Source organism: Novosphingobium terrae, from assembly GCF_017163935.1.
In the GTDB taxonomy this organism is placed as follows: Bacteria; Pseudomonadota; Alphaproteobacteria; order Sphingomonadales; family Sphingomonadaceae; genus Novosphingobium; species Novosphingobium terrae.
On record NZ_JABVZR010000002.1, the window covers coordinates 996,437 to 1,018,439 of the forward strand.

Below are 22,003 nucleotides of genomic sequence, written 5' to 3' on the forward strand. Positions count from 1 at the left end.
ACGAGCCATTTTGCCAGCCCTCGTAGCCGAGCATTGGGCCTTGGAGACGCTCAGGTTCATCGTCCTGAGGTGCAACCCCGGCAGTCCCTCGATCATAACGAGAAACTTGGGGTTGAATATGACGGCCCGGACGCCTGCACAAGCGCGTCGAGCCTTCGCGCAGGGCGACACCATCCTGCCCCACGCGCTCGTGCAGGCGTCCGGTTTCCCAAAGATGAGTGGGGTCGGAAATTGTTGTAATCGTAGCGCCAGATCGCCAGCTTTCAGCGGGCATCGGACAGCCTGTCGAACAATTTCTCGTTAAGCAGTTCATCGCGCAGCGAGCCGTTGAAGGATTCGATGAACCCGTTCTGCTGCGGCTTGCCGGGGTCGATAAATGCGATTCGACCTTGTGCTTGCCCGCCCATTCCAGGATCGCCCGACTGGTAAATTCGGTGCCATTGTCGCTAACAATGCATACCGGTTTGCCATGGAGGCGCACTAGCGTATCGAGTTCGCGGGCCACGCGAGCGCCCTTGATGCTGGTGTCGCCCACCAGGCCCAGGTTTTCCCGAGAGAAATCATCATTGATCCATCATTGATCGCCAAAATCCTGAACCTGCGTGTGAGTGCTGGTCGTAATCTCCCCAAATGTGCTGGTTGAAAATTCCCCAGTTTGAGGACTGCGCCTGATGGGAATGGGGGCATGCCCCCATTCCCATCAGGCGGCACATTTATCCCTGCTGATGCCGAAGGAAGGGCGCGCAGGTGATAGGACTGAGGGAGGTCGTTTTGATCCAGGAACTCAAGAGGCAGGGGCTGAGTATCAGCGCCATTGCGCGCCAAACCGGGCTTGATCGCAAGACGGTGAAGAAATATCTGGCCAGCGGGCTGGAGGCACCAGCCTATACCCCGCGCAAGCCGGCCATCAGCGCGGTAGAACCCCACCGCCATTATCTGCTGGAGCGGATGACCGCTTATCCTGGCCTGTCGTCACGCAGACTGCATCGCGAGATCCGCGACATGGGCTACAAGGGGGCTTATTCGTCGCTGACGGAATACCTGCGCCAGATCCGTCCGCCAGTGCCCAGGACCTATGAGCGGCGCTTCGAGACAGGCGCCGGCGTCCAGGCTCAGGTCGACTTTGCGGAATTCCAGACGGTCTTCACCAGTGAACCGGGCGTTGTGCGTAAGGTCTGGCTGTTTAGCATGGTGCTGGGACACAGCCGTTGGCTATGGGGGCGGTTCTGCCCGAACCAGGGGCTGGAAACGGTGATGCGCTGTCACATCGCTGCCTTCGAGGCGATGGCGGGCTGCTGCACGGAGATTCTCTATGACCGCATGAAGACTGCCGTCATCGGCGAGGATGGCGCGGGCGTGGTGACCTACAATGCCTCGCTGGTAGCGCTGCTGGCCCATTATGGCAGCGCGCCCAAGGCCTGCCAGCCCTATCGGGCCAAGACCAAGGGCAAAGTCGAGAGGCCCTTCCGCTACATCCGTCAGGATTTCTTCCTCGGCCGCAGTTTCCACGACCTCGATGATCTCAACGCCCAGTTCGATGTCTGGCGCGCGGACATCGCCAACGTCAGGCAGCATGCCACCACAGGACGGATCGTGCGCGAGCATTTCGAGGAGGAGCAGCCTCATCTGCGTGCCCTGCCGACCATGCGTTACGATGCGGTCCTGACCGTCGAACGGCGGATCAGCTGCGAGGGGCTGGTGGCGGTGGCCGGCAATTATTACAGCGTGCCCGACACCGCCCGCCGCCGCGTGGTTGAGGTCCAGCACCATACCCATGAGGTCCGGATCTTCGAGGAGGGGCAACTCATCGCCCGGCATCCCGTGTTGGAAGGCAAAAACCGCAAGCGGATCGAGCCAGGCCATCGCAAGGCCCCGCCGGTGAAACGCGCCGAGATGTTGCCTGCGACACCGGCGATGCCGATGCTCCAGCGCCCTCTGGCCTTTTACGGTGCGGTGGGTGAACGCCTGGCCAGCCTCAATACCAAAGGTGCCGCATGATGTCGGTTACCGAACGCATCCGGCAAAGCCTGCTGGCCCTGCATATGGCTCGCGCGCTCGAAACGCTCGATCACACGCTGGGCAGGCTGGAAAAGGGCGAGATCAGCGCCATCGAGGCCATCGACGATCTGCTGGCCGAGGAGCTGAACCTGCGTGAGGGGCGGCGCATCGGAGTGGCGCTGCGCACCGCCCGCCTCATGCCGATCAAGACCATCGAGAGCTTCGACTTCTCCTTCCAGCCCTCGCTCGATCGGCATCGCATCACCGCGCTGGCCCAGCTCGAGTTCATCAACCGGGCCGAGGTGCTGCATTTTCTCGGGCCACCCGGCACCGGAAAATCCCACCTGGCCACCGCCATCGGCGTGGCCGCCGTCAGGGCCGGGCGCAGCGTTTATCGCTGTTCGCTGGCCGAGCTGATCGAGGCGCTCACCAAGGCCGAGCGCGAGAGCCGCCTGGTCGAGAAAATCCGCTTCTACGCTCGCGCCTCGCTGCTGATCGTCGATGAGATCGGCTACCTTCCCATCACGCCGGGCGGGGCCAACCTCTTCTTCCAGCTCGTCAATGCCCGCTATGAAAAGGGCGCCATGATCCTGACGTCCAACCGCGGCTTTGCCGAATGGGGCGAGGTCTTTGGCGACCCTGTCGTCGCCACCGCGCTGCTCGATCGGCTGCTTCACCATGCCGTCGTCGTTCAGATCGAGGGGGCGAGCTATCGCCTGCGCCAGCATGCCGATCTGATCCCAGAGCACGCACGGGCTCACGCAAATCTGATGCCGCCGCCTGCACCAAGACGCCGTGGCAGGCCGCCAAAACATGGAGCCATCGATCATCTCAATGGCTGATCACCATATCCGCGCTGGGGAATTTTGCGCCAGCACATGTGGGGAAATTTAAAACAGCATTTACACCTGCGTGAGGTACCGAATGTATCGCACACAAAATCCATCGACCAGCGCGCGCCCGGCGTCAGCGGCTCAGGCATCGGCCTGCGGCTGCCACGCGCTCGTTTAGCTTCGCTCGCCTTCGGCTCCGGCCACGACGGCGGCGAACCGACAATCCCTCCTCCCGATACAGCCGGTAGAGCTTCTTGTGGTTCATGATCATCCCTTGCCGTTCCAGCATGATGCCAATCCGTCGACAGCCAAAGCGACGGCGCTGGCCCGCGACCTCACGCATCGCAGTCCGGATGGCTCCGTGGTCCGGCGGGCGTTCGCGTCGGACTGTTTTAGGGTCGACACCGATCAGGACGCAGGCCCAGCGCTGGGAAATGGCACAGCTTTCCAGCACCTTGAGCACCGCGTCTCGCCACTCGCCTGATGTTGTCAGGCTTTTCCCAACAGATCCTTCAGGATCACATTGTCGAGCATGCTGCCGACCAGCAACCGCTTGAGCTTGCCGTTCTCCTCCTCAAGCTGGCGGAGCAGGCGGACATCGGACACTTCCAACCCGCCATACTTACCCTTCAGCTTGCAAAACGTCGCCGTGCTCAGTCCATGCTTCCGATAAATCTCGACCGTCGGCAGCCCGGACTCCTGCTCCTTGATCATCCCGATGATCGGCGCCTCGGTAAAACGGCTCTTCCTCAAGCGCCTGCTCCTTCTCGTGGACAGACTCTCACATCAGAAAGAGAGATCTCTCGGGGGCCACCTCACAAGTACAATCAACCAAACAATTTCCGCTTAAAGCCCCTAAAAAATAGGTACAGTCCTTTAAGCTTCAAATAAACATAAAAAGACGCCTGCCCCACGACACCTTGTCTTACGAGCGGCATTTTTTGGAGAGAATAGTGCGGCGGAAGAAATTTTTGGTAAACTACGCCGCCAAGGGCATTGTAAACCAAAAATATACTTCTCTCATTTTCAACTATTCTATGAGGATATTTATCCAAAATGGATTCAATCGCCAATGTATACGGCACAGGCCCGGTGGTATTTAGAACCGATACCTTTCCGGTTCCATCTCTCCAAGGGTTATATGCATCGATCTTCGCAAGAACCTTCTCAATTACGGCACGTAAAAAGGGGTGCCCCTGAGCACCGATCACATGCCATTGCTGGAATTCTCCATTCTCACGGTGACTGAGTTGCTCATGAAGGCCATATTCTTCAAATTCGGTACCAGGTGTATGGTCCCACGAACTAAGAATAAATCGATCATCGTCAGTTATGATCTCGTCGAGCGGCTTTGTGAAAGTGCTTTTGATATCGATATAGATGCCCCCCATTTTGTAAATGAGGAGGTACCGCCAAAAATCGATCCTCGCGGCGCCATACCGTTCATCGATACGATGGAACTGCCGCAGCATCTCATCACCGAAGTGATCTTGGATGAAATTCGCGATATCACTATGATCGTAAAGCCTATGCTCCCAAGTTGGATTATCATTACGCAGCTTATCGACCAGCATGCGCATCGCCGGCGGCAAATCTTTAGTTGGAAAAGCTTGATGAAGAATACGCGGAATTCGCGGGCTCATCGGAATTATAGGAATGTCTAGCATTGCCAACAAAGCCCCCAATAGCAGTAATATCGGCGAAAACGTTCAAACTAAAAATGAATTCAAAATCCTATCTGAATTAGCGGCAGATATACAGAAAGTCAACAAACCAGCGACGCAAGATGCTCCCCAAGCCTTGAACCGAGATTCAACTTCCAAACCCAACAAATCATAAATTGAGAAATTTCCGAAAATCGCCTACTTAATCCTCATCCAAATTCCCTCAAGACGCTCCGATAATTGCATCTCTAGAAAAACAGTCAAAATATCTAAACACTTTAACCTATTCATCAATCGCAATATATTTAAAATCATTCAGCCGAGGCGAAAAGCTCTAATCCAGCTCTCTTTTTATAGAAGAGTGAGCACCTCATCTTCGCGACTGGCGCATCCACCGGCATATTTAAAGGATTAACTTTTTCCACCCTATCAATTTCCAAAGAAGGCTTCCACGCCACCTTCGCTGCAGAGACATAAAAGAGCCAAAAATCCATCTCGACTCCGTTCCAAGTCTCGTCAAATCTTGCAACGAAACCGCATTTTTCAAATTCCGAAAGACCAATTTCTTCTTTGAGTTCTCGCATGATTGCTTTCCGAGGATGCTCACTTCCCGAGAAATTGCCGCCTGGCAAATGCCAACCTTTTCGATATCTGTGATGCACAATGAATATATTTCCCGCACAATCCACTACGATTGCTTGGACAACTCTTTTTTTAATGCCAAATATCTTTCGAATTTTATCGGACAATAATATATAGCCGTTACCCAATTTGGACACGAATTTTACTATTTCATCTACAATCATAGACCACTCGCCAAATCCACTGCTGATTCACACAAGGGTCCGCTTTGGACGGAAATTACAGATCACCATCCGACACGCTAGGCGGCTAGAATCGTTTCATTGCGAAATATAAATCTGCTTGATCGGTGATTGACCAATGATCTTATATCACACAGTGGGCACGCTCCTCCAAAGCCCCATAGATCAGCAACGCCGCGCAACAAAGCTATCGACGATCACCTGATCCAAAGGATCGCGAAGCTTCCTACTTAATTCGGGCCGCCATCCTATGCATTTATTTAAAAGGCTTTTGGTCGAATAGTGATCCTGAATGCCAAAGATCAGGTCAGGCGCAAAGATCTATCCCCATCATCAGATCATCTTCGTCGCTCCGAGGCAGGCTCAGCCAGAGGAAACCTTCTCCTGCGCCACTCCTTCGATCAACTCACCCCTCGCCCGCATTATATATCTAGCAGGAGTCCTGCGCTTTCAATACAGCTGGAATCGTGCCCAGCACGATCTTGCCGTAAAGGCGCATCGAGCGACGCTGCACATAGGCCACATCGAGTGCAACGCGGCGGCGATAACTCACGCTGCTACGACCCGACACCTGCCACAATCCAGTAATACCCGGACGCACGCTGGAATATGACACAATCCAACGACCATAGCGCGGCACCTCTGCAAGGGTGATTGGACGAGGACCAACAAGGCTCATATCGCCTCGCAAGACATTAAATAGCTGCGGTAACTCATCAAGACTCGACTTACGAAGAAACTTTCCAAGCTTCGTAATCCTGGGGTCATCTTCGAGTTTCTGATTTTGCTCCCATGCCAAACGTTTCACAGGATCGGCGGCCAAAACCGCAATTAGTGCCTGCTCTGCATTACAAATCATGCTTCTAAATTTTATGCAGGGAAATGATTTGCCAAAGCGGCCAACCCGCATGTGAAAGAAAAGCACCGGGCCAGGGTCTATAATATAGACCGCTACAGCGATAAGAATCATGACTGGCGCAATGATCACCAGGAGGATGGACGCAAGAACAATGTCAGCGACGCGTATCCATCGATCGCAATCCATGTCCACGCTGCTGGCGCCGTCCTGACCCGAAGCAGGGATAGCATCCAGATGATGCAACCACGCAGCCTGGTGCTCAAACGCTCCAGCGCCACTTGATCCATGGTTTAAAAACAACATGTTATACCCCTATAGAGTTTGGTGGACAACGCCTTGCCATTCCCGATTCTCATCCTTAATCCGAAATTTAGCATGAATTGATGCATCGCAAAATTAAAACTTCCGCACTTAAATTTTATACAACAGCAATGAAGGCGCCCTGTCCCAAAATGCTACATAGAAAAATCAGGAACTTAAAAATACACTTCGACAGGATTATGATTAAATATTTATATTTTTATGCATGCATTACTAAATTGCAATGACGCATTTAACTTAATGAAGTAATTTTCGGTCAGATTTTTCTAATATTTTTTGATTTTTCGGCTATCTGTGAAATATTATTTACGCGTAAATTTTCTCTATACAGTAAAAACCCTTCCGGAGATTTTTAGGCTTGCTGCATCTGCGAGAAGTAGGAATACTTACTTTCCCTTTGCATCGCAGCATTTGATCTAACAAAGATGAATTGGCAAAGTTCCAGCAAAACAATGCACGGCATTCCTATGAGCGGAAGCACATTTCCGCAGTCATTTGAAATTATTCTTTTGAACGATTAAAAAATCTGTATTGTATGTTAATTAACTTTACACAACTTTCCTGAAGCCTCTTCCTTATGGATACTTACAACGGTTGCAGAGCAGAGCGGCCACGGCAGTAGCAAAAAGGCCACAGTCGCGGTCGCATCCATGTGCGAGCCTCAATGACTGTCTTAATCTACCTCAGACCCTCATATTTATTCGTTTTTGATGGCCTTATGGGAGAAAAAATCAATATGCCTCGCCACCCTGGTTGGCGTGAGCCGGCCCCCCCCTCATTTCATGTAAAACCCAAAGTGAATATGCACCTGGAGCCGCCTAATTTCGCCTACACCGCCCGCAACCCCTCCGCCCTTCACTTCTATTTCCTTAGGACCGAGGTAAAATCACTTGCCTTGCCAGCCCGCATCCGATTTAACACGTAATACACATTCATATGGTAGCAAGGCTCCATGACCAAATCATCATCAGTCAAACCCGTACGCAAAGCCGTTTTCCCCGTCGCAGGTCTGGGCACACGCTTTCTTCCAGCCACCAAAGCTATACCAAAGGAAATGCTCCCCATTATCGACCGGCCTCTCATCCAATATGCGGTGGATGAGGCTCGTGAAGCGGGTATAGATCAGTTGATCTTCGTCACCGGACGAGGCAAGACTGCTATAGTCGAGCACTTTGATACGGCTTTCGAACTCGAAGCCACTATGTCAGGACGCGGCAAGTCCCTGACTCCGCTGGAGCCGTCACGCGTCCAGCCAGGCAATTTGGTTACGGTACGACAGCAAGTTCCCCTCGGCCTAGGTCACGCCATCTGGTGCGCGCGCGCAATAATCGGCAACGATCCTTTTGCGATTTTCCTACCTGACGAACTGATGATCGGAACGCCAGGGTGCATGAAGCAGATGGTGGAGGCGTATAATCAAATCGGCGGTAACGTTGTAAGCGTCCTAGAAGTACCTAAGGAAGAAGTCTCCGCCTACGGCGTGATCTCACCCGGAGCTCGCCCAGATGGCTTCGGCGGTACCCTAACGGAAGTAACAGGGCTGGTAGAAAAACCCAGGGCCGAAGAAGCCCCGTCCAACTTGATCGTGTCTGGTCGCTATATTCTGCAGCCCGAGGTGATCGATATTCTCACCACACAGGAAAAGGGTGCAGGCGGCGAAATTCAATTGACTGATGCCATGGCGAAGTTGATTGGAAATCAACCCTTCCACGCAGTAACTTTTGGTGGCAAGCGTTTTGACTGCGGATCCAAAACCGGGTTTGTCGAAGCAACCCTAGCCTTGGCACTTAATCGACCAGACATGGCGAACGACGTTCGCGCGATGGCACGTCGGCTGCTTGAGTCCTGAACTTGTGATCTGCTGAAGCACAATGGCATCAAAGAAAAATCAGTTTAACAAGGCATCGCTGCTTCTCTTTGAGCGCTCATGGGACGGCTCCACTTCTCTTCTGAATGTTGCTACGCGCTTTTAGGGCACTTTCTTAAAGAAAAAATCTAAAACAACATTACAGTAAGGTACAATCCCAGCTCGCATGAAGCTGGAGCGCGTCCGCGTTCATCTAGCAAACCGAGCATTGGCGCTGCCGCCCCATCAGCATTGAACCGTTAGAATCGGCTGAGCCATGCCATGACCTGATCGTACAGTGGAGCAAGGCGCCATCCCGCTTACAAATATCGGTTAGGCGGAGCGGATTAATCCGAACGAAGCCTCTTCGAATGTGTATCCACTCTTTACGACAGCTGGCAGACAACCCACATATTTAGAGCTGTCAGTCCATTGGATGACGGGTCCTCCCCGTAAATCCGGGTTACCTCTTGAGGTAGGGATGCCTTCGCCATTTGAGCGATAACGTCGAACTCACCAAGAGGATTCCGCAAATTTGCCTGCAAATTCCTGGTAGAACGCACTCGATCTCCAGATCAATCTATAGTGACATTATATCTCTAATCGTGATTCAAAAGCTGGCTCGGTTTAGATATACCCTTAGCGACGGCAATCCCACAGGATCGTACGCTTAAATCAGGTTCGTGCTTATACGCTCTTCATACTTGAGAGCCAGTTTCACTTGCGTGCTTCCTTAATTGTCGCCCACGCATCATCGTCAGCGATATTCCTTTCTGGAAGGGTCGCTCTATCAACGTGTAAAATATCAAACCGACCACCAGAATAACTGGAGTTTCAACAAGGAGGAGGATTCCATAAATTTCCCCCATCGACTGCCCCTTAAAAAATGGCACAAGCTTCATTGTCATAATCTGGACCAAGGGAAGATGGATCAGATAGAACGAATAACAGGCACTACCCAAGAAAGCGATTGTCGGACTCGACAGCATGCGACGGAAAAATTGCCCCCTTATCGCCGCAAAAAAGGTCAAAAATATCATGACCATTCTACTAAATTCGACAAGTGCCACTACATTCCAATGAGAAATGAAATGTGTAATAGTTCCCAGCAGAGCCAGAAGGCTTAGAGAAAGAAAACCAATAACATCTAATAGGGTAAACGATTTAGGCATATTCTCAACGGGATTTGGATGTAGATCCGCAAGCCAAAAACCTATCCAGAAAAAGCTTATGAATTTTGGCAACGTAAAATAATATCGGCTCATTTCTCCAAAAAAGTATTGCCCGAGGAAAATCCAAGCAGTCAGCCCAATCGTTGTCAGGAATCCCGCCAGGATGTTCCGGCCCGGAGGGCGCAACCGGAAATAAGCAAAAAACAGAAATGGCGCGATTAAATAAAATTGCACCTCCAGCTCTAGTGACCATCCCGGCGGGAAACCGCGCGGCAACGCACCGAATATCAGCCCGTGAACATAGAACACACTTGCCACAAAATGGCTCGCCGCCTGATCGTTACCAGCCTTTCCCAGACTAGGGACAACTTGTATCGCGAGATTCCCGGCAATCAGGACAAGAAGATAGGGCGGCGCAATCCGGAAGATCCGTCGTTTGAAATATGTACCATAGTCCAGACGTTCATTTCGTTGCCAACGCCTCTTAAACTGTGCAGCCAAAATGTAACCGCTAATGGCAAAGAAGAGCAGAACGCCGGTCTGTGCAGCAGGAAGGAGACGTGCAGCAAAGATTTCAGTCGACGTCAGGGCGCGTGACCGGCCAACCTCAAGGACGACATGCTCCATCAGGTGCCCTAAAATGACAAATGCGATCGCGAGGAAGCGCAATCCATCGACTTCGGGGCGGTATGCACCGTGAAGTATCACTCGTTGCAGCCCACGGATTGACGTTCGTAGACTCGATTTGAGGTTATGCAATGCAGTCGTCATAATTATTCTCGCCGCGATTTCATACAATGAGTACCACCGTGCGAGAAAATGTTACCCGCCAAGCAATCCTAGAAGCCAAACTGATGTGCCATGCGGCTCTCGATATCCACCCACGTCTTACTTTCGATACGAACGAGCTGCGTCCCGCAGCGTTTGCAAACGCTGCGAACGTGGGCACCGTCAATCCAAGCCATGCTGGCTGAACGCTTATGCCCCTTGAGCCTGCATATCAAAGACATGGCATTCCTTTCAGGCAGACATAACTGCCTATGGCTGGATAGAGGCCACCAGTTTAGCCGATCATGGTAAATGCTTTGTTATACACTGTCGAGTGCCGTCCAAGCAGTTGGCGCTTGACCTGGAGAAAATCCGAATAGGCGCTGATGAATGTAACCGATGGCCCAGGCGCTATGCATGATCATGGCTGCGAGCCCAGCCACAGACGCACACCGACTACGCGCACGTAGGCCAAGATATAGTCCAAAGCCGATCGATAGAGCGGCCCAACCAAGGAATGGTAGCGCAAACAGAAGTGATAACGGAATTAATAGAATTAGAAGCAAAGCGGGCAATACGCTTAACGGAAGCAGTTGTCGTAATTTTATCGGCATTTGGTGCCGCTGTTGGTTACGGGCGCGCCCCTGGCCATATTTTCGGTACTGCCGGAACAAAGCAATCGGATCGCGGCGCGGATAATAAACAATCGATAATGATGGCTCTAACCAAATTTTACCACCATTTAACCGCAGCCGATGATCAAGCTCTGCATCTTCATTATGTGTGAAATGCTCGCAATAACCTCCAACGTTGCGAAATGCATCAATTCGCATCAGCGCATGATGGCCGTGATCGACAAAGCGCCCTGCCCCGCCATGGCGGTGTGCAGACCCTCCGGTTCCCAACACTGAATTTTGTGCAGCGGCAACACCGCATTGAAAGCAACTGAAGCCACGGGTGTGCATCGATACAACCACAGACTCAACACTCAACTCCTTGGCTTTTGATACGAGTGCTGAAACGTATTCTGCAGGATAGTCGGCATGTGCATCGACACGCACCAACCACGTATGTCCATTCCCGAATCTCCTTACGGCTAAATTGACCCCCGCGCCTTGTGCGCGGGCTGGATTGTCCATGAGCCGAAGATTCGCATGCTTCCTGGCAAGTGCCGAGACGATCGCGCGGCTCCCATCAGTGCTGCCGCCATCTGCGACAACAATGGTTGCATCTTTTGCATCCTCCAAAATCTGCGAGAGCAGATCAGGAAGGTGCTCTGCTTCGTCCAGGACGGGAATTACGACCAGAACATCATGCAAGTCTGTCATCATTTTTCCTGCACATTATCAGTTGGTTGGGGGGCCATAATGATAGAAACTATTTCTTTTGATTCATGTGAGTGGAATCGAGTCAATTCCACGGGCAAACTTGCCACAGTCGCACGCATCGTCTCGTAACCTTCCAGGGTTAATGCGAGCATAAATGCAAGCACTTCAACCTTCAGATCTACAAAGGTACGTCCGACATTTTCGCGATCCAGCCATCGGCCGACCTCGACATTGGCGAGCGCCAGGGGCGGCACACCGGCGGATAGACTCTCATATAGCCTATTTGGGAGCAGCCAGCTAGAGTTTAGTCCCTCCTCATAGAAATCAACAGCCCAGGCGAAATCGACAGAGGCATAGAGTGAGGACAATTGGTCGAGCTGATAGGGTCCCACGAAAATCAGCCCTGGCGATGACGCCACCACGGCATAAAAGTCAGGAATTTCTGTCAAATTAGGGCGCCCTGCGATAACTACCTCTACACGCCCGTTCGCCTGAGCACATAAGGTCGCGAGCATTGTTAAACTTTTACGACACCGAATGATTCCAAACCAACCAATACGCCAGCAATGCGGATTATTGATTTCGCCAGAACGGTGATCAGGCGGGAGCGCCATCGGAGCGTCGAAAGGGACTTTGTTTTCGATAAGCAAAATCTGTCCGTCATAATGTTGGCGTTCACGAAAATAGAGATCTGCATAAGCTGGTGAACTTGTTATAATTAAAGAGCTTTTTTCGATCAGCCAGCGCTCCAGCATGCGCAACACCTTGCCACTGTGCCCACCTGACAAGAGCAACCGGTGAATGTCCAAACATTCATAAATAAGCCGTTGGCGGGGGCGGCGCGTCCACGCAGCGATTGCCAGCATTTCGAGGTTGCGCGCGATAATGACGTCGGCGTTTTGGGTGACGTGTCGTGCTTGTTTTGAGCGTGCGATGTTTCGGATGATCGCGAGTATGCGCTGGCCAAGACGCATGTCTTTTGTGACGCCGAGATCTACGATGGGATTTGCGGCACCGATTTTGTCTGGAGCTGGGCGGCGCCTGAAGCCGCCGATCCGGACTTTTGCGCCTCCCTGGGTAAGGAGATCGACTCTGCGTGCTACGGCAGCATCGTTCAGGTCGTGGACGAGATAGCCGACTGTGCCGTCAAAAGTAATTTTATTGCTCTCATTGAGATGTTGCATCGCAGTCCTCGTTGTACCGTTTTTGAACAATGCGCCTTTGAGAAACTCATAAATCAATTGCCTTAACGGCAGCGGACTGCAAAGACCTTTAGTGGGGTTGGGTGGTGTCATCACGGCCCATCTACAGCCAGCTACATGGCGCTAGAAAAGGTTAATATTGTGGTTTCACAATCGATTGACGGTGCCGAGCAATCTTCCCAGCATGATTCTGGCAGCGGGTCGACCTTTCCGGATCCTACAGCGATTGTCGCGATCTTCCAGCGACGCCTGTGGTGGTTCATAGCCCCATTGTGCGCTGCGGCAATCCTGCTTGGCCTTTATCTGGTGTTGGTGCATCCGCGTTATACCGCTGAAGCCTCGATCGTCATCGAGCCGCGCAAGACAGATGTGATTACCAGCAACCGCAATATCGCAGCGGCTCCAGATGCACGGCCTGCCAATGACGAGGTGGACACCGAGGTCCAGATCCTCACTTCGACGACGATGGCCGGCCGCGTTGCTCAAGCGCTGCATCTCGAGCAGTATCCGGAATATCGCACCACCCAATCAATGGATTACAATCACGCGATCCCGAGCAAAAATCCGCTCGCGGAGACGCTGCTCAAGCACATGCTGATCCAGCGGACCGGCTTGACCTTCGTGATTACCGTCGCGGCAAAATCCAAGGATCCGGTGCTCGCTTCGCGGATCGCGAATGAATATGTCCGCCAGTATATTGCAGCAGGACTCGACGAGAAGAATCACGCTTCTGATGCCACGGGGGCTTTCTTGCAGAGCAAGCTTGATGAGCTGCGCAAGGATGCGGTGTCCGCGGATGCAGCTGTACAGCGCTACAAAGTCGAGCATGGGCTTATGAGCGCTGAAGGCGCGACCATGGCGGAGCAGGAAGTTTCTTCGCTCAACGAGGAAATCGCCAAGGCACGGGCAGATTATGCCGAGAAGCGGGGCCGCCTCAATTCCGCGCGCGCATTGGCCGGGCAAAGTGATGGCCAAAATCTGCAGACTGCACTGCAATCGCCGACGATTTCTGAACTGCGAAGCAAAGAAGCGGAAGCGAGCCGTCGCCTCGCCGACCTTTCAGCGCATTATGGCGAACTCTATCCGGAAGTTATTCGCACCCAAAAGGAATTGGCTGATATCCGGACGCAGATCAGCCGTGAACTGCAGCGCATCGTTTCAAGCCTGAACGGTGAAGCCCAGATCGCTGAATCGCGTCTGGCTTCGCTGACACAGAGCCAGGCGGCTGCCAGTGGCAAGCTCGCATCCAACAGCGTTTCGCAGATCGAATTGCTCGAGCTTCAGCGCAAGGCCGAAGGCGCCAGTGCGATTTACGCAGCCTATCTCAATCGTTCGAATGAGATCATTTCGCGCAAAGGGCTCAACTCTCCTGATGCTCGCATCAGCGCTCTGTCTCCTGTCCCCACTGTGCCGACTTCGCCAAATATTCCGCTCGCGGTGTTGAGCGCACTCCTTGCAGGGGTAGGTTTGGGCATCGCGGGTGTATTCTTTGCCGAATATCTTGATAGCGGGGTGAGCACCAAAGCCGATGTCGAGCGTCGGCTGCGGGTCCGCTACGCCGGCTCTGTGCCTGAACTCAAGTCGACCCTGGGCAATGTGCGCGTGCCTCAGTCGCCGCAGGACTACATCATCGACCATCCCAATTCGGCGTTTGCCGAAGCATTCCGGAGCTTGCGTGCTATCCTGATGCTTCGCAGCAACTCAGGCCCGCGTGTTGTTGCGATTACCTCTGCGCTGCCACGCGAGGGCAAATCGACGACGTCGATCTGTCTTGCGCGAACCTTTGTGGGTTCAGAAATCCGTACGGTTCTGGTTGATTGCGACATTCGGCGCCGCTCCGCAAGCGACGCGCTTCTTCCCCCAGATTCTCGTGGTTTGCTCGACTATTTTGCGGGAAAAGTGTCGATCACCGAAGCAATCGTCCAGGATCGGTTCACGAACTTGTCAGTGCTTGGTACCACGATCGCAGCTGATGCGGGTCATGATATCATGACCCGCGCCAATATTGATCGCATGCTTGAAGATCTGCGGGCTCATTTTGACGTGATCCTGCTCGATACCGCGCCAGTGCTCGCACTGGCCGAGACCCGTGACCTGGCGGTCACGGCGGATTCTGTGCTGATCGTGACGCGCTGGCGCGCGACTTCGCGCAAAGCCGTCGATGCTGCAATACAACTGCTTTTGAACGCTGGCGCTCGGGTGCGGGGCCTTGCCTTGTCGCGCGTCGATGTCAGCAAATTCGCCAGCACCGGACCCGAGGATATATACAGCTATCACAAGAAGTTTGCCGGTTATTACGTGAACTGACATCGCGCCTTATCATCGACCAGACTGATATGGCGGTCATTGGGATGGCGTGAATGAGGTCCATCAGGGCGAAACGCAGATCACAAGGGCAGGCTGCCCTCTAAAGTGGAAAAGGGGCGCAAGGGGTGACACTGCAGAGATCTAAGTACCACCTGTCGATGGGCGTAGTGAGTGCTGCAGCTGTCATAGCTCTGGCGCCACCTGCTTTTGCGCAAATTGCCGAGCCTTACCAACCTGTCAGTCCCGATCCGACCGCCGATGATGTTCTGACCCGTAGTCAGTCAGACTTCACTCCTGTTGGCGGTCGCCTGGGCAGCTTCTTTCTCTATCCGCGGCTAAACGTGGAAACAGCATACACGGACAACACGCTTGGCACGCCCAGTAACAAGAAGGGCGATGGCTATGCGATTGCAAGAGGTGACATACAGCTTGTTTCCAATTGGAGCCGGCACAAGCTGGAGCTTCTTGCTTATGGGCAGGCACGCAACGACTTCAGCCTCACGAGCGAAAATACCCAGACTTACGGCGCAGCCCTGAATGGCCGGTATGACGTTAATAACAATACATCGATCGATGGTAACTTTCGTGCCGATAAGCAGGCTGAAGATCGGCTTGGCGTCGACAACACCATCTTCACATACAATCCGCTCCAATTCTTGATGCTGGACAGCAATATACGGGCCAAAACGCGGTTGGGCGCGCTCAATTTACAGGGCGGCGTCCAAATCGTGAAACTGTCCTACGACAACGCGCTCGGGGCGGCAGGAACGATTGATGAGTCAGGTCTCGACAACACGCGCGTACTGTACCAGGGTACCGTGCGCTACGATCTCACGCATAGCACTGCGCTGATCTTTGCCGGACAATATGACACGATCGACTATCGTACCTCGGTCTTCGGCGATCGTAACTCCAGCGGTTATCGTCTTGAGAGTGGTATTGGTTTAAGAATTACTCATTCGCTCGTCGGTGATATCAGAATTGGCTATTTGCATCGCAGCAATGAGAATCCTGTATACCCTGATCTATCCGGGGTTTCTTTTTATGCGAACATGGCCTGGACGCCCACGCGCTTGCTCTCTGTGCGGATGACAGCCAACCGTGACATCGAAAATTCGGTCACGTTAAACAGTCCGGGCAACTTGCGCTCAACAGCACAGATTCGCGCCAGCTACGAGCTGCTGCGCCAATTGATCGTTACCCCAGGCTTCCGCTTTTCCCGGGTTACAGCAATCGGCATTGGCGGATCCAACAACGAAGAGGAAGCCACTCTTCAAGCCATTTACCGGTTCAACCGACAGTTTTCTCTCACCGGGAAATACCGCTACTTCAATCGAAGCGCTGGTCTTTACCAGCCAGTTGAAGGAAGCGTTATCTCGCTTGGCCTGGCGTTGACGCTATGAGGGCAGTCGACAAAACGGCCGGAAGAGTTGCGCACATGGCGAAGGTCGATGTTGTCATCGCTGCCTATAATGCAGCTGCAACAATAGGCGAAACGATCCGCTCTGCGCTCGCGCAACCCGAAGCAGCCAGCGTCGTGGTTGTCGATGATGCATCAAGCGACGAGACCTGTCAGGTGGCAGCAGCCAGCGATGACGGCACAGGGCGACTGAGAATCCTGCGCCAAGAACGCAACGGAGGCCCTTCACGCGCGCGCAATCGCGGCTTGGCAGACGGTTCCGCGGAATGGTTCACCGTTCTTGATGCCGATGACATCATGCTGCCCGGTAGGCTTGCGACGCTGCTGGGCCATAGCGATGATGCCGACCTTATCGCTGACGACCTGCTTGTGCGCGATGAAACGGCGCAAGAACAGCGCCCCATGTTTCTGCCGCCTGTCACACAGGTACAGACACTCAGCGCGGCGGCTTTCATTCAAGGCAACATCAGCCATGGACAGAAATCACGCCGGGATCTTGGTTTTATCAAGCCCTTGATTCGAAGAGATCTACTCACGCGGCACGGGCTTCATTTTGATGAAGCCCTTTGGCTGGGTGAGGACTACGAACTATACACGCGGATGCTCCTGCTCGGTGGGCGCCTGATCCTCGTGCCGGCAGCTGGATATGTTTACACAATACGGCCTACCTCGCTGAGTGGATCTCATACCATTGAGGCATTACGGATGTTGCGCGATTGCGACATTCAACTCGGCCAAATCCCAAAACTGGGCAGCGCCCAGCGAAAGGCACTCGACAATCACTACTCGAGCGTGGATAGTCGGCTACAATGGCGTCTTCTGATTGAAGCGGTCAAGCATCGCAACGTTGCTGCCGCCGCCAAAACTTTCTCACGATCCCTTCCAGTTACGCTATTTTTGATCAAGATGCTGCTTGAAGAAGCGTTTCGACGCATGAAACCGGCACGCTAAGCATCAAGGTCAAAAACCCGAATCGTAGTTCTTTTTTGGAATTTGATATGCCTCGCATGCGCAAATGCATCATTCAAGCCACCCTGGCAATTTTGGCATCCACGGTTTGTGCGCAGGCAGCAATTGGCGCGCCTGCGCCGGCAGCTGAGAAATCGGCTGGCGGGCCTGCCGCATTGGACGATTACAAGCTTTCATCAGGCGATCGCATCCGGATCATCGTCTATGGCGAGGATGGGATCACAGGCGAGTATAGTGTTACCGATGAGGGCGTGATCGATTTCCCTCTCGCCGGTAAGGTCCCTGCCAGCGGCCATCCACTCAAGGACATCACCACCACGATCGAGCAGCGACTGGCGCGGGGCTACATCAAGGACCCGCGCGTCAACGCCGAAATCGTCGATTATCGCCCATTCTACATCTTTGGGGAAGTTCAAAAGCCCGGAAAGTACCCGTTTGCGATCGATCTCACGCTGCAGCAAGCCATCGCTGCTGCCGGAGGATTTACCTATCGCGCCAATCTGAAAAAGGTCTTCCTGCGCCATCAAGGCGAAACCACCGAAAGCATCGTCAACGCCAAGGCCGGGCCTGTCGCACTCATGCCAGGTGATACCATCCGAATTAGCGAACGCTTCTTCTAAACGGAGTGGCAAGGAAAACTCACTTCTCCTGTGTAACCCTCCTTGCCCCCCAAAACCATTCCAAGCTCAAAAAGCGGCTTTACGAAGAAGCTCCATACCTCATCCGCTTCCAGGCCAAAGCTCGGACTATTCGCCGGTCGATTGTCCCAACGTGCGAAGCTAACCGCCGAGCTAGTGAACGAAATTATGGCAAGTACAGTTGCGCAAACAACTCTGCCTAAACGATCACTTAATGCCACGCTGCGAAAAGATTGGTCGCAAGAAGCTCGTATCGACGAAAGAATGCTAACAAAGCATTCTAATTCACTCTAGTTTTCAAAGTTTTGGCTGAACGCATTGATACAAGGCACCATCCCTTATGATGCGCACTAGGGAAACAATGCCAAATAGCGAAATTTTCGATAATCACCCAGTGACCGGGCGAGATACATCTACTATTTTATAGTAAATGTTTAATCGCAACCACGATCATACCCCACAAAAATCCACCAGCAACGACACCGAACAAAATCCCCTTGGCCGGAGAATACGATCCGGTATTATCAAAATCCGGACCTTCCGAAGGGCTTTCTGAAATCAGAAAGTTTCCATCATTGAGCTTAGCTACTGTGAATACTTTGTGATCAATTGGAGCCGACATAGCGCTATCCCGTCAACGGAGAGATAAAGCTATATACAAGGCTATGGTTGACAATGTGTAAACTCCATGGACTAACAACCCGCAATTGGAATTTCGCAAGGTGTCAATTTTCCTAATTTCAGCGGAACTCTGGAAACGCTGTAGGGCACAGCGCCATCGCTGCTGCAGGTCAGATCCATTTATCGCAGCTTCACATATGATGGGTGTTCCGGATTGGCGCTAAAAGCCTAACCGCACAAATTATTGCACCAATCCTGACAAGCGCTTTAAGGACCAGATCGCGATTTAAGCTTCGAGAAAGCTACGAATGGCGATAGCCGTGAATGATCAGTTTCATATTGTCGCTTGGTGCTGTAAAGCCGCTCCAGTGCCCCAGCCAACTATCTTGCGCGATCGCAGCAGGCTGCAAATCGAAGTACGGCTTCATTGGCTCGCTAGGCCAAACTGTCGCGATTTTCCGATCAAACGTGTAACGTTCTATTCCGTTAACCAACATCGAGATGCTTCCCTTGCCCTGATCGGCCTTTATGGAAAGCTTTAAACGCTTTCCGCTAAATTCGGACGCATTGGCAATTTTAACAGATTCAGTTGATCCCTTATCGGTGTGTAAAGTTACCATCAACCCAAATGTACCAAAAAATTCGAAATCTATTTCGTGATGGTTTTTATTTTCATATAGGTAAAAGGCTGCAACATCGACACCTGGCCTAAGCGTAGGAACAGTCACATCTGCCTCCCACAACCCGTCCGAATACGCAGCAGTTCCCCCCTGACCTTGAACCTGTGCGGCGCCGCTACTATCCATAGTCAAGACGACATCAGTTCCAGAAACGCCAACATGGTCAAATTTCCATGGCAAAATCCCAAGCGGGCTAGCCCAATCTGACGCCAGAAAAGGCGCCGCCCAATTCCATGGATGGTTCCCACTCATGTCCAACGCTGGGAGTGCGGATGCCGTTATCGTTGGAGAGCTTACATTTCCTCCAATTGCTGCCGAAGGCGCAGAACCAGCGAAAGCCGATTCACCATCCGAACTTCGCCCATCAGAACACGACATTAACGACAATGCTGGACCGGCACATAACAAAATAACAGAACTTCGAGGTTTCACAGAGTTCCACATTGCTAAATTCCCATCATTTTTGCGTGCGACGAGCTTCCGAAATAAAAATTTCGGTGCATATACAAAGAAGAATTATCCATAATTTTATATCAAACAAAAATCCGATGGTGAAGCATTAAAATTCACGCCAAGGAATTGAAAACACAAGGTTTCACCAGATCATTTTGTGATATGGAAAATCAATGGAAAATGGCCTGGGCCGGCTTTTATTTTCAACGAAAACCGCTCATTTTTAAAAAAATACATATGCGCGCAAAATTTTGGAGAATCGGAACAGAATATCTCTAATTTCAAGATTCATTCAAATATCGCAGAATCTATATTTAAATTTACGCGGAAACGCCTTAGATTATATCGAGCGTATTTTTTTAATGCATTGATTTAATTTACTAATATTCCGCCGTTAATCAGGCCTTTGCGCAAGACGAATTGTAAGATATCGGTACGTGAAATTATCTACAACCAAACGCTGATTAGTCGTAACATCGGAAGGCCATGCCTTGATTTTCCTGGCACTGAAGGCCTCGATCTCATTCGGCAAGCTGAACGAACATACTCAAGTAGGGCTCAATCATGATCACGGCGAAGCCACGGGAAACATTTGAGCTGCTTGACGGTTTGCGGGGAATTTGCGCAATTTGCGTCGTGGCAATGCATATAGCCGATCAGTATGGCTTAATTTACTCAATTCCACACGCCTATATAGCAGTTCCCTTCTTCTTTATGCTTAGTGGCATAGTGATTTCTCACGCTTATGAAAAAGGAATAATGAAAAATAGTAATATTTTATACTTTATGACAGTACGAATTGAAAGGCTATATCCACTACTCGTTATGGGAATAGTAATTTCTTTATCTTTAAATTCGATCACGCACAAATGGAATTATGATGGAAAAATCACACTGATGATTTTAGCATCAATTTTTCTTATTCCCTGGCCGGGGCAATCTTTATTTCCTCTTCTCCCCCCCCAATGGTCCCTTGCCATCGAGCTTTGGGGTAATTTGGCGCATCGCTTAATTGTAAAAAGATTGCACGAGCTAGAACTTGTCTTGATCATTGCATCTGGTGGAATTGCCATGTCCTACTATGCAGTTCGATTTGGAGGACTTAACATTGGCTGGTCACTCCAAAATGGCATTGGTGGAATTGCAATTTTCGCGTTTTGCTATCCCTGTGGAATATTACTGTATCGCTTGCGCGATAGAGGCCGCCTCTGGCAAATTAATGCATCATTATCGCTTTTGATATTTGCATTACTAGCGACCATCGTCACGCCCACACCACTTCGAACATTCGCAAATGGGATGCGTGACCTTATCTGCGTCATCCTCATCTTCCCATTTATATTGATTTGCTCTATAAATCTGAAGGCAACAGGAATAAAAAAAAATATTAGCAAATGGCTCGGGAAAATATCATATCCCATTTACATTACCCACTATCCATTGGTAATATTTCTAACTTCGATAATCATTAAATTGCACCTATCGAAATTATTCCAGTACATTACAGTTCCAGTATTTTTACTAATGTCCATTCTATTGTCATGCCTATGCCTTTTTTTGGACGTTACCATTCGCGTTCGACTTAAGAGCATTCGCGGCAATCGCGCCGTCGCCCAACCAGCAGCCGCGCCATAGGGTTGCTGCTGGTCTGATTGTCCACATCGAGAGCACACGCCTTCAAAAGGAAAGGGCAAAAAGGCGCCAAGGTCAGACAATAAGCCCGCCGCTCTGCCACCAAGAGGTACGGGTTGATTGTTAGAGTATCGCGGACTCCCGCGCCATTGCTATCTGGAGGTTAAGCAACGCGGAACCGGATGATGGCTATGGCGCCGCCGCTGTTTCCGGGGGCTGGCGGTCGGTATCCGCGCGAACTATGCGGATGCTAATTCAATGTCGCCCCCAGACTTCGATCATCGCCTTGGCTCAGCCAGGATTTAAAGATCACTTCGGCGCGCAGTTCATCACCCATCGAGCCGTTCAACGATTCGTAATAGCCATCGCAAAATCGTTCCCATAAGGCTTGATCTGGTGGCGGGGGAAGCGTCGGCTGATGTTGCCCAACCACTCTTCCCAGACAACGAACGGAAATGTGTAGCGGGG

General features: G+C 51.8%; 17 protein-coding genes and 2 pseudogenes. 9 read left to right on the forward strand and 10 right to left on the reverse strand.

All coding sequences use genetic code 11. The annotated features are described in order from the left end of the window. Nucleotides 1-92: 92 nt before the first annotated feature. Nucleotides 93-571, reverse strand: a pseudogene (locus HGK27_RS22790) (integrase core domain-containing protein); the annotation flags it as partial. A gap of 176 nt (nucleotides 572-747) precedes the next feature. Between HGK27_RS22790 and istA the strand changes: the two are divergent. After that, the gene (istA, locus tag HGK27_RS22795; protein ID WP_206245190.1) at nucleotides 748-1,998 is read left to right on the forward strand and encodes an IS21 family transposase; all 1,251 of its coding nucleotides are present in this window, start codon (nucleotides 748-750) and stop codon (nucleotides 1,996-1,998) included. After that, complete coding sequence (gene istB / locus HGK27_RS22800; RefSeq protein WP_206245191.1) at nucleotides 1,995-2,840, forward strand: IS21-like element helper ATPase IstB; 846 nt, start codon at nucleotides 1,995-1,997, stop codon at nucleotides 2,838-2,840. The genes istA and istB overlap by 4 nt, the downstream gene beginning before the upstream one ends. Before the next feature lie 65 nt (nucleotides 2,841-2,905). On the opposite strand, the pseudogene HGK27_RS22805 reads toward istB, so the two are convergent. The 4 genes and pseudogenes from HGK27_RS22805 to HGK27_RS22820 form a co-directional block, all read right to left on the reverse strand. After that, nucleotides 2,906-3,584: pseudogene (locus tag HGK27_RS22805) on the reverse strand (transposase); the annotation flags it as partial. A 74-nt stretch (nucleotides 3,585-3,658) separates the two neighbouring features. Next, complete coding sequence (locus HGK27_RS22810; protein ID WP_241127842.1) at nucleotides 3,659-4,498, reverse strand: glycosyltransferase family 32 protein; 840 nt, start codon at nucleotides 4,496-4,498, stop codon at nucleotides 3,659-3,661. Nucleotides 4,499-4,806: 308 nt separating this feature from the next. Beyond that, nucleotides 4,807-5,301, reverse strand: coding sequence for an NUDIX domain-containing protein (locus HGK27_RS22815; protein ID WP_206245193.1), 495 nt, complete (start codon nucleotides 5,299-5,301; stop codon nucleotides 4,807-4,809). A gap of 448 nt (nucleotides 5,302-5,749) precedes the next feature. Then, nucleotides 5,750-6,481: a sugar transferase gene (locus HGK27_RS22820; protein ID WP_241127763.1), complete on the reverse strand. Its 732-nt coding sequence runs from the start codon at nucleotides 6,479-6,481 to the stop codon at nucleotides 5,750-5,752. Nucleotides 6,482-7,451: 970 nt separating this feature from the next. On the opposite strand from HGK27_RS22820, the gene HGK27_RS22825 reads away from it, so the two are divergent. Continuing rightward, nucleotides 7,452-8,348 carry a UTP--glucose-1-phosphate uridylyltransferase gene (locus tag HGK27_RS22825; protein WP_206245194.1) on the forward strand — a complete coding sequence of 299 codons (897 nt, stop codon included), beginning with the start codon at nucleotides 7,452-7,454 and terminating at the stop codon, nucleotides 8,346-8,348. A 695-nt stretch (nucleotides 8,349-9,043) separates the two neighbouring features. On the opposite strand, the gene HGK27_RS22830 is transcribed toward HGK27_RS22825, so the two are convergent. The 3 genes from HGK27_RS22830 to HGK27_RS22840 form a co-directional block, all read right to left on the reverse strand. Continuing rightward, complete coding sequence (locus HGK27_RS22830) at nucleotides 9,044-10,288, reverse strand: acyltransferase family protein (RefSeq protein WP_206245195.1); 1,245 nt, start codon at nucleotides 10,286-10,288, stop codon at nucleotides 9,044-9,046. A 317-nt stretch (nucleotides 10,289-10,605) separates the two neighbouring features. Then, nucleotides 10,606-11,604, reverse strand: coding sequence for a glycosyltransferase family 2 protein (locus tag HGK27_RS22835; protein WP_241127765.1), 999 nt, complete (start codon nucleotides 11,602-11,604; stop codon nucleotides 10,606-10,608). Between the two features lie 8 nt (nucleotides 11,605-11,612). Next, a complete protein-coding gene (locus HGK27_RS22840; RefSeq protein WP_206245197.1) occupies nucleotides 11,613-12,908 on the reverse strand; it encodes a glycosyltransferase family protein in 1,296 nt (431 codons plus the stop codon). 24 nt (nucleotides 12,909-12,932) lie between these two features. On the opposite strand from HGK27_RS22840, the gene HGK27_RS22845 reads away from it, so the two are divergent. The 4 genes from HGK27_RS22845 (at nucleotide 12,933) to HGK27_RS22860 (ending at nucleotide 18,131) form a co-directional block, all read left to right on the forward strand. After that, complete coding sequence (locus HGK27_RS22845) at nucleotides 12,933-15,122, forward strand: GumC family protein (RefSeq protein WP_206245181.1); 2,190 nt, start codon at nucleotides 12,933-12,935, stop codon at nucleotides 15,120-15,122. Nucleotides 15,123-15,247: 125 nt separating this feature from the next. After that, nucleotides 15,248-16,525: an outer membrane beta-barrel protein gene (locus HGK27_RS22850; RefSeq protein WP_206245180.1), complete on the forward strand. Its 1,278-nt coding sequence runs from the start codon at nucleotides 15,248-15,250 to the stop codon at nucleotides 16,523-16,525. A 35-nt stretch (nucleotides 16,526-16,560) separates the two neighbouring features. Beyond that, entirely contained in the window at nucleotides 16,561-17,493 is a 933-nt protein-coding gene (locus HGK27_RS22855) for a glycosyltransferase family 2 protein (RefSeq protein ID WP_206245179.1), read from the forward strand. Between the two features lie 47 nt (nucleotides 17,494-17,540). Continuing rightward, nucleotides 17,541-18,131, forward strand: coding sequence for a polysaccharide biosynthesis/export family protein (locus HGK27_RS22860; RefSeq protein WP_206245178.1), 591 nt, complete (start codon nucleotides 17,541-17,543; stop codon nucleotides 18,129-18,131). A gap of 439 nt (nucleotides 18,132-18,570) precedes the next feature. Here HGK27_RS22860 and HGK27_RS22865 read toward each other — a convergent pair whose 3' ends face one another. Together HGK27_RS22865 and HGK27_RS22870 are read right to left on the reverse strand one after the other, a co-directional pair. Then, complete coding sequence (locus HGK27_RS22865) at nucleotides 18,571-18,771, reverse strand: hypothetical protein (RefSeq protein WP_206245198.1); 201 nt, start codon at nucleotides 18,769-18,771, stop codon at nucleotides 18,571-18,573. A gap of 301 nt (nucleotides 18,772-19,072) precedes the next feature. Further along, nucleotides 19,073-19,702, reverse strand: a complete 630-nt coding sequence (locus HGK27_RS22870) for a family 16 glycosylhydrolase (RefSeq protein ID WP_206245199.1) — start codon at nucleotides 19,700-19,702, stop codon at nucleotides 19,073-19,075. Between HGK27_RS22870 and HGK27_RS22875 the strand changes: the two genes are divergently transcribed. Both HGK27_RS22875 and HGK27_RS22880 read left to right on the forward strand, forming a co-directional pair. Further along, complete coding sequence (locus tag HGK27_RS22875; RefSeq protein ID WP_206245200.1) at nucleotides 19,701-19,976, forward strand: hypothetical protein; 276 nt, start codon at nucleotides 19,701-19,703, stop codon at nucleotides 19,974-19,976. The two genes, HGK27_RS22870 and HGK27_RS22875, sit on opposite strands and share 2 nt — an antisense overlap. Before the next feature lie 491 nt (nucleotides 19,977-20,467). Further along, a complete protein-coding gene (locus HGK27_RS22880; protein ID WP_206245201.1) occupies nucleotides 20,468-21,538 on the forward strand; it encodes an acyltransferase family protein in 1,071 nt (356 codons plus the stop codon). Nucleotides 21,539-22,003 lie beyond the last annotated feature (465 nt).